This window comes from Streptococcus sp. 5346 (genome assembly GCF_013277455.1).
In the GTDB taxonomy this organism is placed as follows: domain Bacteria; phylum Bacillota; class Bacilli; order Lactobacillales; family Streptococcaceae; genus Streptococcus.
In genome coordinates this window covers 182,463-198,436 of sequence record NZ_VMMY01000003.1, presented here as the reverse complement: position 1 = coordinate 198,436, position 15,974 = coordinate 182,463, and the positions used below count along the sequence as shown (strand labels likewise).

Annotated in this window: 18 protein-coding genes; 1 reads left to right on the top strand and 17 read right to left on the bottom strand. The window is 41.3% G+C overall.

The window, feature by feature from the left end:
• Positions 1-187: 187 nt before the first annotated feature.
• The 17 genes from prsA to ybeY form a co-directional block, all read right to left on the bottom strand.
• Positions 188-1,129 (bottom strand): peptidylprolyl isomerase PrsA, encoded by a 942-nt coding sequence (gene prsA / locus HT732_RS03705; RefSeq protein ID WP_050252885.1) that lies wholly within the window; start codon positions 1,127-1,129, stop codon positions 188-190.
• Between the two features lie 66 nt (positions 1,130-1,195).
• Positions 1,196-1,909 (bottom strand): O-methyltransferase, encoded by a 714-nt coding sequence (locus HT732_RS03700; protein WP_173253999.1) that lies wholly within the window; start codon positions 1,907-1,909, stop codon positions 1,196-1,198.
• A 1-nt stretch (position 1,910) separates the two neighbouring features.
• Complete coding sequence (gene pepF / locus HT732_RS03695; protein WP_173253998.1) at positions 1,911-3,713, bottom strand: oligoendopeptidase F; 1,803 nt, start codon at positions 3,711-3,713, stop codon at positions 1,911-1,913.
• Positions 3,714-3,731: 18 nt separating this feature from the next.
• The gene (locus HT732_RS03690; RefSeq protein WP_173253997.1) at positions 3,732-4,685 is read right to left on the bottom strand and encodes a competence protein CoiA family protein; all 954 of its coding nucleotides are present in this window, start codon (positions 4,683-4,685) and stop codon (positions 3,732-3,734) included.
• A 78-nt stretch (positions 4,686-4,763) separates the two neighbouring features.
• Positions 4,764-5,141: a type II toxin-antitoxin system HicB family antitoxin gene (locus tag HT732_RS03685; protein ID WP_173253996.1), complete on the bottom strand. Its 378-nt coding sequence runs from the start codon at positions 5,139-5,141 to the stop codon at positions 4,764-4,766.
• Positions 5,142-5,168: 27 nt separating this feature from the next.
• A complete protein-coding gene (locus tag HT732_RS03680) occupies positions 5,169-5,357 on the bottom strand; it encodes a type II toxin-antitoxin system HicA family toxin (protein ID WP_173253995.1) in 189 nt (62 codons plus the stop codon).
• A gap of 121 nt (positions 5,358-5,478) precedes the next feature.
• On the bottom strand, positions 5,479-6,339 hold the full coding sequence (tehB, locus tag HT732_RS03675) for an SAM-dependent methyltransferase TehB (RefSeq protein ID WP_173253994.1): 861 nt from the start codon (positions 6,337-6,339) through the stop codon (positions 5,479-5,481).
• Positions 6,340-6,353: 14 nt separating this feature from the next.
• A complete protein-coding gene (gene smpB / locus HT732_RS03670) occupies positions 6,354-6,821 on the bottom strand; it encodes an SsrA-binding protein SmpB (protein WP_001051750.1) in 468 nt (155 codons plus the stop codon).
• Positions 6,784-9,138, bottom strand: a complete 2,355-nt coding sequence (rnr, locus tag HT732_RS03665; RefSeq protein WP_173253993.1) for a ribonuclease R — start codon at positions 9,136-9,138, stop codon at positions 6,784-6,786. Before rnr ends, smpB begins: the two co-directional genes overlap by 38 nt.
• Before the next feature lie 100 nt (positions 9,139-9,238).
• On the bottom strand, positions 9,239-9,472 hold the full coding sequence (secG, locus tag HT732_RS03660) for a preprotein translocase subunit SecG (RefSeq protein ID WP_000282517.1): 234 nt from the start codon (positions 9,470-9,472) through the stop codon (positions 9,239-9,241).
• A gap of 39 nt (positions 9,473-9,511) precedes the next feature.
• Positions 9,512-9,661, bottom strand: coding sequence for a 50S ribosomal protein L33 (gene rpmG / locus HT732_RS03655; protein WP_001809104.1), 150 nt, complete (start codon positions 9,659-9,661; stop codon positions 9,512-9,514).
• The gene (locus HT732_RS03650) at positions 9,661-10,860 is read right to left on the bottom strand and encodes a multidrug efflux MFS transporter (RefSeq protein WP_173253992.1); all 1,200 of its coding nucleotides are present in this window, start codon (positions 10,858-10,860) and stop codon (positions 9,661-9,663) included. Before HT732_RS03650 ends, rpmG begins: the two co-directional genes overlap by 1 nt.
• Positions 10,847-11,452: a dephospho-CoA kinase gene (gene coaE, locus HT732_RS03645; RefSeq protein WP_173253991.1), complete on the bottom strand. Its 606-nt coding sequence runs from the start codon at positions 11,450-11,452 to the stop codon at positions 10,847-10,849. The genes HT732_RS03650 and coaE overlap by 14 nt, the downstream gene beginning before the upstream one ends.
• Positions 11,452-12,276 (bottom strand): DNA-formamidopyrimidine glycosylase, encoded by an 825-nt coding sequence (gene mutM, locus HT732_RS03640; protein ID WP_173253990.1) that lies wholly within the window; start codon positions 12,274-12,276, stop codon positions 11,452-11,454. The genes coaE and mutM overlap by 1 nt, the downstream gene beginning before the upstream one ends.
• A gap of 48 nt (positions 12,277-12,324) precedes the next feature.
• Positions 12,325-13,224, bottom strand: coding sequence for a GTPase Era (gene era / locus HT732_RS03635; RefSeq protein ID WP_000143264.1), 900 nt, complete (start codon positions 13,222-13,224; stop codon positions 12,325-12,327).
• Positions 13,225-13,240: 16 nt separating this feature from the next.
• Positions 13,241-13,636 carry a diacylglycerol kinase gene (locus tag HT732_RS03630; RefSeq protein ID WP_000378156.1) on the bottom strand — a complete coding sequence of 132 codons (396 nt, stop codon included), beginning with the start codon at positions 13,634-13,636 and terminating at the stop codon, positions 13,241-13,243.
• Positions 13,617-14,114 (bottom strand): rRNA maturation RNase YbeY, encoded by a 498-nt coding sequence (gene ybeY, locus HT732_RS03625; RefSeq protein ID WP_173253989.1) that lies wholly within the window; start codon positions 14,112-14,114, stop codon positions 13,617-13,619. Before ybeY ends, HT732_RS03630 begins: the two co-directional genes overlap by 20 nt.
• Positions 14,115-14,218: 104 nt before the next feature.
• Between ybeY and pavA the strand changes: the two genes are divergently transcribed.
• Positions 14,219-15,889, top strand: coding sequence for an Rqc2 family fibronectin-binding protein PavA (gene pavA, locus HT732_RS03620; RefSeq protein ID WP_173253988.1), 1,671 nt, complete (start codon positions 14,219-14,221; stop codon positions 15,887-15,889).
• The last annotated feature ends 85 nt before the right edge of the window (positions 15,890-15,974 follow it).

Sequence of the window (15,974 nt, the reverse complement as noted above, 5' to 3'; positions counted from 1 at the left end):
CTAGGATACAGACAAATCTGTTCCAAATTCCGTTTTATTTTCTAGTTTTGATTGCTATTATACCATTTTTTCAGAAAGAAAAAAACTCTTACCTTACAATCCTTCGAATTTTACTGTTTTTACAGAATCATTTCCAGACTCAAGTTCAAAAAATACAAACCTCAAAAGAGATTTGTATTGATTTGGACTATTCGTTTGATGTACTACTGCTTGAGCTTGAATCTCCACCACCGATATATTGGGTAAAGATATTTTGGAAGGCTTGGTCCTTAACCTTGATATTGGCTGCTTGCAATTCTTTTCCGATAATGCTTTGAACAAATGTTGAATCATTTTGTTTTTGAGTCAAGATAACAGTTTTTAATTTTTCTTTGTAGTCATCAATATTAGATGATTTTTCTGTTTTCTTAATGAGTTTTACAATGTAATATTGGCTACTGTAGGCTTGTGTGCCAGTTGCTGTAATCACATCAGAAATGCCATTTACATCTAAAGCGAAAGCGGCTTTCTTGACTTGCTCAGGTACTTCCGTTGAAGCAGAATCAAAGGTAATTTCTCCACCATTCGCTTTAGTTTTTTCATCAGTTGAGTTATCTTTGGCTAATTGAGCAAAATCAGCACCTTCTGCCTTGGCTTTTTCGAGAACTTCTTTAGCCTTATCTTCATTGTCAAGACGGATGATTTGAGCCGTTACATCTGGAGTGTATTCGTCAAAGGCCTTCTTGTAAGCATCATCTGTCAATTCAGCTTCTGCTGCCTTCTTAACTGCCAACTCAACTAATTTACTTGTACGAATTTGAGCTTTACGTGTTTCAAGGGTCATTCCTGCTTGTGACAAGACACGTTGGTAGTTCTCACCATATTGTTTTTCTTCTTCGGCGATAGTATCATCGACCTCTTTATCATCAAGCTCTGAGCCATATTGTTTTTCAAAAACTTTTTGGATGGTCATATTTAACAAGACTTGTTGGGCTGAAGGGTTGCTTTTCACTTGCTCATAAAATTGATGTTCTGTGATGACATCCCCTTTCATGCTGATAAGATCTGCTCCTTCTGAACCTTTCGAACAAGCTGCTAAAGTTGCTACTGATAATAGTGTAATGGCACCTGCCAATAGTTTTTTCTTCATGTCTACTCCTTTGAGATAAGTGTTACTCTATCTATTTTACTATATTTTCTTAAATTTTTCTGAAAATCATTCGCTGTCAGGCAATTGAACATCTGCTACATTTTTACGAAGCATGAGAATGCCGTCTCCCAGAGGTACTAATGTTGCGGTGAGTCCTGGATTGTCTAAGGTTGCATCAAATAGTCTTTGAAGGCCTCGATAAATGGTTCGCTGGCCACGACGAACTTCCATAATGTCCTTGGCAACATCACCACCTTGAAAAATATCATCCAAGACAACCACACCTCCAACTTCCAAATGTTTGAGGATTTCTGGCAGAAAAACGATGTATTTAGACTTGGCAGAGTCCATAAAGACGAAATCATAAGACTCTGTCAGTGTAGATAAGACATCCACCGCATCTCCCTCTAGGAGAGTGATTTGCTTACGACTATCAAACTGGGCAAAATTTTCCTTGGCAAAACCAATCATTTCTGGATTGCGATCAATGGTTGTAATCTTTGCATTTGGCGCATGTTCTGCCATCAAGAGGGCAGAAAAACCGATAGCCGTCCCAATTTCCAGTATGTTTTTAGGTTGCATGGTTTCCATGAGAAAACGGAAATAAGCAACCGTTTCATGGGGAATAATGGGAATATTTTCCTTGCGGGCAAAGTCTTCTAATTCTTTCAAAGATCCTATGACTTGCTTTTGGCGCTGACGCATCAAGTCTACAATTTCTTCCTTGACGACAGGGCGACGCATATTATGGTTGGCATTTTTACTATACGATTCAACCATCTTATGCCAATCCCAATTTTTCAACAAGGGCTTCAAACTCATTCAAACGACGTTCAAAGACTGCAAAGGCATCGTTGAGGTAGTCTTCTTTCTCCATATCAACACCAGCTTTTCTCATGACATTAAGTGGATAGTCAGATTTACCTGCCTTGAGGTAGTCGATATAGCGGTCACGGTCTTCTTGACTACCATGGACAATTTTTTCAGCCAGGGCTGAAGCTGCCGCAAAGCCTGTTGAATATTGATATACATAGTAGTTATAGTAGAAGTGTGGAATGCGAGCCCACTCGTATTGGATTTCAGGATTGTCTTCCTTACTCAAACCATAATATTCTTGGTTCAAGTCTGCGTAGAGTTTATTTAGGAAATCGCTTGTCAAGACTTCCCCATTTTGGTCTGCTTGATGAATAGCGTGTTCAAACTCAGCAAATTGAGTTTGGCGGAAAACTGTCCCACGGAAACCGTCTAGGAAGTTATTGAGAATAGCAAAGCGCGTTGCATCATCTTCCACTTCTTCCAATAATTTCTCCGTCAAGATATTTTCATTGGTAGTTGATGCAATCTCAGCCAAGAAGATAGAATAATCTCCGTAAACATAAGGCTGCGTTTCACGAGTATAGCTGGAATGCATACTGTGACCTGTTTCATGAACAAGGGTAAAGAGATTGTCTAGATTGTCCTGCCAGTTTAGGAGCATAAAGGCATTGGTATCGTAAGAACCGCCAGAGTAGGCACCTGAACGCTTGCCTTGATTTTCGTAAACATCAATCCAACGCTCGCTGAAGGCACGTTTAACGCGGCTCAAGTAATCCTCACCCAAGACTGACAAGGCTTCTTCTGCTTTTTTTAAGGCTTCTTGGTAGGTAAAACTATATTCAACAGATGAAAGCGGTGTGTAGACATCGTACATCTTGAGATCTGAAATCCCCAAGATTTTTGAACGAAGCTCAAGGTAACGATGCAAGAGTGGCAAATGCTTGCGAACTGCTGCTACCAAATTATCATAAACACTCTCTGGAACAAAATTTGCTGCAAGAGCTGCATGACGCGCACTCTTGTAGTTGCGAACTTTTGCACGGTAGTTTTGCACTTTAACATTGGTTTGCAAGGTTTTGGCATAGGTATGTTGGAATTGTTCATAAGTCGCATAAAGAGCTTGATAGGCACCACGACGCACCTCACGATTTTTAGACTCCATCAAACGTGTGTAAGTCCCATGAGATAGCTGAACTTCCTTACCATCATCGTCAAGAACATAAGGGAAAACAATATCCGCATTGTCCAAGATAGCGAATGTTTCACTTGCCGAACCAAAGATTTCTCCAGCGCCAGCCAATAATTCTTCTTCACGTTGTGAAAGAACGTGTTCCTTGCCTTGCAAAAGCTTATCAAAATAGTGTTGATAAACCTGCAATTTTGGCTGAGCTTCTAAAAAGTCAGCATACTGCTTTTCACTGATTTCCATAAATTCAGGTTCATAGAATGAAAAGGCTTGGTCCAGCTGGCTATAGAGAGTCATTGCTTTGGCGTAATACTCTTGGTACTTGGCTTCACGTGTGTCCTGGTCATTTTTCATATGAGCATAAACGTAAAGCTTCTCCATTTGGCGTTCCATTTCAAGAGAAAATTCAGTGATTTCTAGTAGGTTATCCGCACTATCCAATAGATGGCCTTCATACTGGGCTACTGTCTCCAATTGTTCTGTTAAATCTTTTAAGGCTTCTTCCCAAGCCTGGTCAGTTGGGTAGATCGTTGATAGATCCCATGTATCTTTTTCATTGATTTCATGTCTTTGTAATACCATTAGATTCCTCCATCCTTTCTATTCTACCATATTTTTTAAGAAATATTGCTGATAAAAGGCTGGTGGATAGAGCTTTTGCCAATCATTTTGAGGATTTTCTTGATAATAGGTTTGAAAATACTGATAATAGCGAGTCAAATCTTTCTCAATTTGGCAAAAATCACCTACTAGTGGTCGAATTTGTGGATACCATTCTTTCAGTCCATAAGTCAGGAGATTTACTCCCTTTTGATAGGCTTCTGCTTGTTCTCTCATCCAAATGGGATTTTGATAGTACAGTTGTTGCCGGATATAACGACAGATGTCCTTATCCTGAGAAACACTAAAACTAGATATTTTTTGTTTCTTATAGGGAAGACGTAATATCTCCAGTAGACTATCTTGTCCATAGGAAAATTCCATGATTTGATAATGGAGTTTACCACGGAGGTCTTGGTGGATCAGGTATTTGAGCCTTAAAATCTGTTTTTCTTTGTCTAATTCCCAAACATAAAAGCCCATGTTTTGACTGAAATAGAGAAAACCTTGTTGCAGACGAGTCAAACGGTCTTTGAGCCACAGTTTTTGCCCCAGCAACCACAGTACTTGGTAACCCTGACTACGATAGCCCTCACTGCGCTCTTTAAGAACTTTTTGAGACAAGGGACTACACTGAACTTCTAGAGCTAGATTGCCATTTACAAACACATCTGCAATCTGTTTAAGCTCTGGAAGGGGGTATTCTAATTGAACTTCTGTCTCTTTTTTTAACCAGTGATAGAGGGATTCCTTATTGGCTAGGTGTTCTGGACTTTCATTTTCAAATGAAAAATCACAGTCTTTTAAAGATTTATGGGCAAAATGGGTTCGGACACTTGGACCTTGGCGCAAACGGAGCTGACCTCCACAAGCTGGGCAGGTGTATGCTTGCTTCTCAAGCTTATCCTCTAACACATTTACCAATTTGCCCCTAGCATCTCTCGCAACAAACATGATTTTCCTCCTTTTCTATATTATTCGAAAAAAAGAAAAAAGATCAGGAAATTTCCTAATCTTCATCATTCTATAATTTTAGAGTTGCAAGCGACTTTCAAGAGCTTGTGTCAACACTTCAGAATAGTTCACTTTCTCACGATCCGCAAGTCTGACTAGCCACTCTGGAACCGTAACATTTTTTCGAATCGCTTTATTATTCTTTACGAAAGGTAAGGGATTGACCTGAATCAAAGTCACAAATCCATCAGAAGCTTTCAACATAGAAATGTCACTAGGAGTAGGTAGAGCCAGTCCTTCATCAATATAAGAAGCTAAAACACTCTCAAGCATTTCCCGAGCATTTTTCATTGCAAGTTCAATCGTTGCTCCTTCAGTCCCGCCTCCAAACTCCGGAAATTCAATCCAGTATCCAGTACCTTCTTTATGAAAAATAGCAGGATAAGATTTTAGCATAATACACCTCCACAATTTCCAAATCAACTACAATCCCAAATCTTTTACTATTTTTTTCTCTAAACCTTTTCCTAGATCATCATTACCGTGAACTGGAATAGTGACAAGATAGGGAACTCCTTCTTTCTTAAAATGATGATGACTTCCTCTCTTACGAACTTCAATCCATCCATTTGCAAGAGCTAATTTTACCATTTCCTTACCTGTGATTGGCATGTATGGTCACCTTTCTAGCTAAAATTATACTTATAATGCGTATTTTTGTCAATTCTTCTATCTTATCTATTCGTAAAAAAAGAAAAAAAAGATCAGAAAAATTCCTAATCTTCATTCATTTTTATTTGATTTTCTTAGCTAACATGGTCGCAAAGCGTAGTTGAATACGATTGCCATTTTCGTCACGACGGTGCAAATGGCCTGGATTTTCATTGTACTTAACCAATTCCCAGTCCTTGTAATAGTCTGCCAATTCCCCTTCTTTAAATGTGAATGGGAAGTTCACTGAGCAAGGGTAATCTTCCGTATCCATAGCACAAACGATAAGATTATAGCCACCGACCGTGGTATGCTCCTGCATATTTTTGATAATTGCAGGAATGCGGTCTGCTTGCAAAAACATGAGAACAACAGTTGATACGATAAAATCATAGTCTTGGCTAATACTGGCTGAATTGATATCGTAAAGACCAACAGGCATATCCATGTCTTCCTGCTCCACAATGCTTTGCAAGATTTCAAGAGCCAGTTCATTTTGATCTACAGCCGTCACATCAAAACCTTGCTGGGCTAGAAAGAGTGCATTACGACCTTGACCACAGCCCAAATCCAAGGCTTTCCCTGATTTTACTGTCTGCATGGCCTCTAAGACCTCTGAATGAACAGGATTGGTATTGTATTTCTTAGGGAAATAATCCTCAGGTTTACAATAAAATTCCAAGTACCATTCTACATCGTCTGTGGCAGCTTCCACTCGGTGCCAGGCTTGTGGTTGTGCCATGGGATTGTCAGCCCCTGCTTCAAATAGGTGTTCAGCTAGAACTTCCCCTTCTTCGGTCAATTCAATAAACTTGAGGGTTCCCTTCAAGACAGTAATTTTCCCCCAAGTCCCAACCTTGGTATTGTGTTTCTGCTGAACAGCCTCTGGCATGGTTTCTTTAGTCCACAAAGACATACGTTTATAGGCAACTAGTTTTTCCATCTTCATTCCTCTTTTTATCGCTGATTAACAGCTTTCATAACACGCGCGATGTCGCGATTTTGTTCACGTCGTTTGATAGACTCCCGTTTATCATAGTCATGCTTCCCTTTAGCTAAACCTAAAAGGAGTTTAGCGTAACCATCTTTGATATAGACTTTAAGAGGAACCAGGGTCATTCCTGTTCCTTTAGTCTCTTGTTCTAATTTTTGGATTTGTTTCTTATGGAGCAGGAGTTTACGACGACGTTCTGGTTCTTGGTTCCAGATATTGCCCTCTTCGTAAGGAGCGATATGAACATTGCTCAACCAAACTTCTCCATTTTTCACTTGAGCGAAGCCATCCTTGAGATTGATTCGAGCTGCTCGTACACTCTTGATTTCAGTTCCAGTCAGGACCATCCCTGCCTCTAGCGTATCTACGATTGTATAGTCGTGGCGCGCCTTTTTATTTTGCGCGACGACCTTTCCCTCGCCCTTTGCCATGCTTAGCTCCTTTCTTAGCTACTTCCTTATAAAAAGATTTCTTTCCTTTTTTCTTTTTGTCTTTTTGTGAATGCTTGCGCTTATCATTTGAGCGTCCTGATTTTCTCTTATCTTCCTTCTTATCTGAACGGCGACTTGAACCACGCCCTCTATCATTGCGACTAGACTGTTTCAATCCCTTCTCAATCACATCAAACTCACTAGGTACGAATGAAAAATCAATCTCTCCAGTCATTTTATCCGCTCTTTCAACTCGGATACGGATTTGCTGACCTACACGAAAAGTCGTTCCTGATTTCTCTCCACGAAGAGTCAAATCACGTTCATTGAAATGGTAGAACTCAGGCAAATTGGTAATATGAATCAAGCCTTCAACTGTGTTTGGCAATTCAACAAAGAGACCAAACTTGACAATACTTGATACAACTGCATCGTACTCTTCACCTACGTATTCTTCCATGTACTCAGCCTTTTTCATGGCTTCGACTTCACGCTCGGCCTCGATAGCACGACGCTCCCGGTTGGAAGACTGGGTCGCAATCTCTGGAATCACTTGCTCAAAATGCTCTGCTATTTCCTTAGAACGGCCGTAGTCCCGAATCATACGGTGAACAAGGAGGTCCGGATAACGACGAATCGGACTAGTAAAGTGAGTATAATAATCAGCCGCTAATCCATAGTGGCCGTGATTGTGCTCTGAATAGCGAGCCTGCTGCATAGAGCGAAGAAGCATCATGGACAATACATCTGCATAAGGTTCTCCCTCAACAGTACGCATGATGTCTTGGAGGGCCTCCTGGCTAATTTCACTGGCAGTTCCATAAATGCGCAAGCCAAAACTCGAAGCATAATCAATAAACTTCTGAACTTTTTCAGCCTTAGGCTCCTCGTGAATTCGATAGATGAAAGGTAGATCCAGCTTGCTAAAATGCTCGGCAACTGTTTCATTGGCCATCAGCATAAAGGACTCAATCATGCGCTCGGCAACACCACGCTGACGAAGAACGATATCAACAGGCTTTCCTTGTTTATCTACTAAAATCTTGGCTTCGTTGGTATCGAAATTGAGGGCTCCACGTTTCACACGCATGTTTTCTAGAGTTTCATGGAGCTTAGCCATAAGTTCAATACTTGGAACAATTTTCTGATATTCTTGTCTCTTTTCCTCATCGCCTGCTAAGATGTCATTGACATCACTATAGGTCATCCGATAGCTTGTCTTGATAACTGTTTGTGTAATAGTGTAATTGACCACACGACCATGTTTATCAATCTCCATAATGGCAGACTGGGTCAGACGGTCAACTTGAGGATTGAGGGAGCAAATTCCATTAGACAGTCGTTCTGGAAGCATTGGAACCACGCGGTCTGTCACGTAAACTGAAGTCGCGCGGTTAAGGGCTTCCTTGTCAAGAGCAGAACCTTCTGTCACATAATAGGAAACATCTGCGATGTGAACCCCAAGTTCCAGATTGCCATTTTTCAATGCTTTGATATGCACCGCATCGTCCAAGTCCTTGGCGTCAGCGCCATCAATGGTAAAGGTAATCTCATCTCTTAGATCCAGACGACCTTCCATATCCTTTTGAGACGGAGCATCAGGCACACTTTCTGCTTCCTTGACAACAGCTTCTGGAAACTCGGATACAATGTCCATTGATTCCAAGACCTCAAGAACATCAATTCCGACATCCGTTGAATGCCCCACAACATCGAGGACACTAGCGACAAAGAAATCATGTTTCTTGCTTGGGTATTTATCGATAAAGACCTTGAGAACCTCTGTTCCTTCTAGTTTAAGGGCTGGTTTCTTAACATAGATGGGTTGACTGATTTTCTGATTTTTCGAACGAATGTAACCTGCATACTTGGGTTTTTCCTGATCCAGAACGATTTGCCCGACAACAGTTGTCAAACTGTGTTCTAAGATATCAATAATTTTGGCTTCGGCAGCTGTTCCCTTGTTGCGGTCAGCTACTTTCTTAATCACTACCTCAACGGTATCACCATCAATAGCATAGTTGACATCGTTTTTCCCTACAAAAAGGTCGTCCTCCTCGCCTTCCAGACTGACAAAGCCAAAGCCATTTTTATGGGCATGAAAAATCCCCTTGAGGGTAATCTCATGTTTTTTCTTGACTTCCAAGGTCAGACTGCCATCTTCTTCAAAGCGTATCTGGTGCTTTCTTTCCATTAGGGACAAGGTTTTAATCAACTCACGAAAATCCTTGGAGCCATCTTTTCCCAAAGCCTGAGCCAAGTCATTGACAGTTACCTTTCCCTTATCTTGCAAATATTCTTTTATTCTATCTTTCATATTTTCTTTCTAGATTTTTAATTTTCTTTTACTGCAAAACCTTCTCAAATATCTTTTAAAAATAAAAAGAGGCAAAGACCTAGTCCTGCCCATTATTTTCTTATCTACTTGATAATACCGTCAATGCTAAGGCAATGGCTAGCCAGAAAAAGACTAAAATCCCTGTCAAACGCTGCATTACAGCCTCGAAACCGCGTGCTTTACTGCGTTCAAACAAATCACCTGAGCTGGCATCAAATACATTGCTGGATTGGTTTTTGGTTGGTTGCATGAAAATCGCAATCACAATCACAACAGATAATACTAATAAAATGGTTAATAATAGGTTATACATATCAAACTCCTTAAAATCCCTATTATTTTACCATAAAATCTACTTAGATTCAAGATGTAGGGTTACTTTTCTTTCCTTGGGACAATACTTTAAAACCTCAATCTTGTCTGGATGGGTTTTTGAATTTTTACTGGTTAGGTAATTGATACTGCCACAAGAGGAGCATTTGAGATTAATTTTTACTCGCACTAGATTTCCTTTACTTTTAATAATGTTCGAAATTGAAGAAGGTTAAAGAGACAACTAAAGGCAACACAAAGGCTTGTCGCATAAAATACTGCATGGTAGCCAAATTGACCTGCTACTGCAGAACCTGACATGGGCCCAACGACACCTCCCAGATAAAAGAATACCTGATTGAAGGCAAAGACCCTCGAAATACCAGCTTTGGGCGTCATCTTGCTGAGAAGGGCATTGACCCCAGGTATCAGCGCACCAGTTCCCAAGCCAAAGAGGAAACGATAGAGTCCTAGTTGGAGGGGGCTAGAGGCATTGGCACAGAGGAGATAGATGATAACTGAATAAAACTGGGCTACAACCAAGAGGCGATGGTTGCCCACCTTGTCACCTAGCTTTCCCATGACTCCTGCACTCATCATACTGGAAAAGCCCATACTGGATACAATCAAACCAGATACAAAAAGAAGATTCTCTGTCTGGCCTAAGTCGCGCACATACAGAGCTAAGATAGGACCGATTGATTGGGCTGAAAATTGGATGACAAAACTGGTTAGAAAGAGATTGAGCAAAAGATAGGGGTATTTAACTGATGTAAATAATTCCTTTGTTGGGATGGCCTTTTCCTTGGCTACTGGTTGAAAATCTTCCTTAATAAAGCAAATAGTCAAAACAGCAGCTAAAAATAGAAAACTACCAACCAGTAAGAAAACTGTACGGATGCCAAATAATTCTGCGATAAATCCCCCGATAAAGGGACCAGTTAGAGTACCTGCAACTACGCCTGTAGACAAAGTACCTAAGGCAGAGCCTGATTTCTCCTTGGGAACTTGACTGGCTATCAAAGCTGTGGCATTAGGAACAAAACCCGCAAATACACCATTCAGTAAACGAAGAAAGATTAACCAATAAATATTTGGCACAAAGGCCAAGCCTCCCATAGTGATAGTCATGGCCATGCCAGCCCGAATCATCATGGGTTTTCGTCCGTATTTGTCAGCAAGGATGCCCCAGATAGGAGAAAAGAGCGCCGCAGAAATAGCAGAGACAGAAATAGCTAAGCCTGCATAAAAAGCAGCTTGATCACTCCCTACACCTAGATTTTCCACAAAGATGGGCATAAAAGGCACAACTAAGGAAATACTGGCTCCAGTCAGAAAATTACCAAACCAGGCAATGCGCAGATTATCCTTCCAGTTAATCTCTGTCATCTTGCTTACCTCCCTCAAGCAGGGAGACCACCTGAGTAAGAAGCAGGTCCTGATTCCCATTATTATCAAGAATTTGGCTGGCCAAATCTTTCTTTTTCTCTAAAGGCCACTGGGCTGCCAGACGAGACTCAGCTTCATCTTTGGACAAGTGGTCTCTTTTCATTAGACGTTCTACTTGGACATCTCGATCCACATAGACCAGCCACGTCTCATCAAACCAAGCACTGTAGTCCTGCTCAAAAAGTAGGGGAATATCCACGAAGAAAATCTCTTCTGTCTGAGCCAATTGGTCTCTTAATGTAGCTAGTTCCTCACGGATAATCTCTCCTTGGATTTCCTTAGACCATTCTCGTTCTTCAGGACTTGAAAAGATAAGATTAGCTAGGAGAGGGCGATTGAGTTCTCCATTTTCTAAGATAATTTCTTGCCCAAAATGCTGGACTAGAGCCTGAAACAGACGACCACCAGGTTTCTGTAGTTGGTGGACGACTGCGTCGGCATCCACTACTTGAAAGCCTTGCTTTCTTAGAAAATTTGTCACGGTTGACTTACCAGAGGCAATTCCCCCAGTGATTCCGATGATTTTTCCCATCAGCCCCTCCTTTGGCACTGAGGACAAAAGTGAGTTCCACGTCCACCGAGCTGGAATTTCTCAATCACTGTCCCACAGCGCGAACATGCTTGACCAGCCTTGTCATAGACCTGATGAAAATCTTGCATGGTTCCATCTTCCCCAAAGGCATTGGTATAAGTCCGAATGGTAGAGCCACCTTTTTCAACGGCCTGTCCCAAAACAGCAATGGTCTGGTCATGAATGGCTGTCGCTTCTGCTGCTGTCAAAGTCTGAGAAGGTCTTGCTGGATGAACCTGAGCTCGCCAAAGAACCTCATCCACATAGATATTACCAAGTCCAGCTACCAAGGTTTGGTCTAGAAGATGGGATTTGATAGGCTTTTTAGACTTGGATAGAGCAGCTTGAAAGACCTGCACATCAAAGTCTTGTTCGCTTGGTTCAGGCCCTAGTTTTTTAGAAATAAAGTAGGCTTCCAAAAGGTCAGGCGCCAAGAGTTCCATAGTACCAAACTTGCGAACATCCTCATAAACAAGCGTGCCACCATCTTCAAACTGGAAGAAAACATGGGCATGCTTGCGTTCGGGAACCTGATACGGATAATAAAAATACTTGCCCTCCATCCGCAGATGGGAAATCAAGACCTTGTCTGTCAGGTAGAAAAGTAAATATTTACCACGACGTCCCATTGACTCAACAACTTGACCAGACACTTCCTTTCGAAACTCGTCCAAATCCGTCTTAATCATCTTGGGATAGCGAATTTCTATACTCGCAATCTTCTTTCCCAAAATCAATTTTTCTAGGCCACGTCGAACGGTTTCAACCTCAGGTAATTCAGGCATAAGTCCTCCTTCTGTAAAAACAAGAAGCAGGCATGAGCCCACCTCTACTTAGTATTCTTTTTCATTATAGCCAAAGTCAGCCAAATCTAGCTTTTTATCACGCCAGTTTTTCTTGACCTTGACCCATGTTTCTAGGAAGACCTTGTCTCCTAGCATGAGTTCAATATCACGACGAGCCATACTACCGATTTTCTTAAGCATAGCACCACCTTTACCGATGATAATCCCTTTTTGGCTATCGCGCTCGACCATGATGGTTGCACGGATATGCACCTTGTCTGTCTCTTCATCTCGTTTCATAGAATCCACAACTACTGCGACAGAATGCGGAATCTCTTCCCGAGTTAGGTGCAAGACTTTCTCGCGAACCATTTCTGAAACCAAGAAACGTTCTGGATGGTCTGTGATTTGATCAGACGGGAAATATTGGAAACCTTCGTCCAGATTTTCACTCAAAATATCCACTAGACGAGAAACGTTATTCCCTTGAAGAGCTGAGATTGGAACGATTTCCTTAAAGTCCATTTGATTACGAAAATCATCAATCTGAGACAAAAGCTGGTCTGGGTGAACCTTATCAATCTTGTTAACCACCAGAATAACAGGAACCTTAGCAGCCTTGAGACGCTCGATAATCATATCATCCCCCTTACCACGCGCTTCATCAGCAGGCACCATAAAAAGAACGGTATCCACTTCACGAAGGGTGCTATAGGCAGACTCTACCATGAAATCTCCGAGAGCTGTTTTAGGTTTGTGAATCCCTGGTGTGTCGATAAAGACGATTTGTTCCTTATCAGTCGTGTAAATTCCCATGATTTTATTGCGCGTTGTCTGCGCCTTGTCACTCATGATGGCAATCTTTTGCCCCATAACGTGATTTAAAAAAGTTGACTTCCCAACATTAGGACGTCCTAAAATGGCTACAAAGCCTGATTTAAAAGTCATAATTTCCTCTTACTGTTTAAAATATTAAATCCCAGATTCGTGGGAGAAAAATCAATGCGCCTGTTAAGGCTGCGAAAAGAGAGACCACTAATACCGCGCCAGCCGCCATATCCTTGGCATTTTTAGCCAGCATGGAAAAGTGATAGTGACTGGCCAAATCCACCACATTTTCAATAGCAGAATTGATAATTTCAAAAGCTACTACCAAGAAAATGCTCAATAGGAGAAAGAGCCATTCGATTCGTGACACCTGAAAAACAAAACCTGCAAGAATGACTACAAGAGCCGTCACTGCATGTTTTCGCATATTGCGTTCTTCCTTGATAGCAGTAAAAATCCCTGTGATGGCAAATTCTAAACTGGATATCAGGTCACGATTTTTCCATTTTCGTTTATTGTCTTGTGAGTCCATAGGCTGTCAAAATTTCTTCTTGTAAACCGAACATCTCCGCTTCTTCTTCCGGAGTGTAGTGATCATAGCCGTTGATATGCAAAAAGCCGTGTACTGCCAAGAAGCCCATCTCACGCTCAAAGCTGTGACCGTATTCCTCGGCCTGCTCATGAGCCTTATCAATAGAGATGAACAATTCCCCAATATAGGCATCAAACTCAGACATCATCTCTGCCAATTCTGGATTTTCAAGTAAATCCTCTTCGTCAAAGGCAATTTCCAACTCTGGCTTATATTCAAGGCTGATAACATCTGTCGGACGGTCTGTGTCACGGTACTCCAGATTGAGTTCATGACTACGTTCATTGGTCACAAAAGTGACTGCCATCTCCTTGTCTTCTTTGCCTAATTTTTGGGCTGCAAATTCCAAAATTTCTTGGGTTTGTTGCAAGATTTCTTTTGAAACTTGACCAGTTTCATCTACCATTTCAATATACATGTGCTTCTCGTTTCTCTTTACTTGGCTTTATTATACCACATTTCCATGATTTTATTCTACCTTTTTGATATAATACTATGGAATACAATCACAAGGAGAGAACGATGTCATTTGACGGATTTTTTTTACACCACATGGTTGAGGAATTGCGAAGAGAGTTAGTGAACGGTCGCATCCAGAAAATCAATCAGCCTTTTGAACAAGAGTTGGTCTTGCAAATCCGTAGCAATCGCCAAAGTCATCGCCTGCTCCTTTCTGCCCATCCAGTTTTTGGACGCATTCAGCTGACCCAAACGACTTTTGAAAATCCAGCTCAACCTTCTACCTTTATCATGGTATTGAGAAAGTATTTGCAGGGTGCCCTGATTGAGTCGATTGAGCAAGTGGAAAATGACCGTATTGTGGAAATGACAGTTTCCAATAAAAACGAGATTGGAGACCATATTCAGGCTACCTTGATTATCGAGATTATGGGTAAACACAGTAATATTCTACTGGTTGATAAAAGTAGCCACAAAATCCTCGAAGTCATTAAACACGTCGGCTTTTCACAAAATAGCTACCGCACCTTGCTGCCAGGGTCTACCTATATCGCTCCGCCAAGTACGAAATCTCTCAATCCTTTTACGATCAAGGACGAGAAACTCTTTGAAATCCTACAAACACAGGAAACGACGGCTAAACATCTTCAAAATCTCTTTCAAGGTCTGGGACGTGATACAGCAAATGAATTGGAAGGCCTGCTGATTAGTGATAAACTGTCTACTTTCCGTAACTTTTTCAGTCAAGAAACCAAGCCTTGCTTGACAGAGACTTCTTTCAGTCCAATTCCTTTTGCAAATCAAGTAGGAGAGCCTTTTACTAGTCTTTCTGATTTGTTGGACACCTACTATAAGGACAAGGCTGAACGAGACCGCGTCAAACAGCAAGCCAGTGAACTGATTCGACGTGTTGAAAATGAACTTCAGAAAAATCGCCATAAGCTGAAAAAACAAGAAAAAGAGTTACTAGCGACAGACAATGCGGAGGAGTTTCGCCAAAAAGGAGAATTGCTGACAACCTTCCTCCACCAAGTGCCTAATGACCAAGACCAGGTTATCTTAGAAAATTACTACACTAATCAACCTATCACCATTGCGCTTGATAAGGCCTTGACTCCCAACCAGAATGCCCAACGCTATTTTAAACGTTACCAGAAACTCAAAGAAGCTGTCAAATACTTGACTGATTTGATTGAGGAAACCAAGGCCACTATTCTCTATTTGGAAAGTGTAGAAACCGTCCTCAACCAAGCTGGACTGGAAGAAATCACTGAAATCCGTGAAGAATTGATTCAAACTGGCTTTATCCGCAGAAGACAACGGGAGAAAATACAGAAACGCAAAAAACCAGAACAATATCTAGCAAGCGATGGCAAAACCATCATCTATGTCGGCCGAAACAACCTACAAAACGAGGAGCTAACCTTTAAAATGGCCCGCAAGGAGGAACTTTGGTTCCATGCCAAGGACATTCCTGGAAGCCACGTTGTCATCTCAGGCAATCTTGACCCATCTGATGAAATCAAGACAGACGCAGCAGAGCTGGCTGCCTTCTTCTCTCAAGGGCGCTTATCAAATCTAGTTCAAGTAGATATGATTGAAGTCAAAAAACTCAATAAACCAACTGGTGGAAAACCAGGATTTGTCACTTACACAGGACAAAAGACCCTCCGTGTCACACCAGACCCAGAAAAAATTGCATCCATGAAAAAAGAGTCTGGGACAAAAGTCTAACCTTAAATATAAAAAGCGAACAAAACAAGTTGTCTGACACTCAGAATTCTGTTTTGTTCGCTTTTTTGTCTAATCTATCGATTTT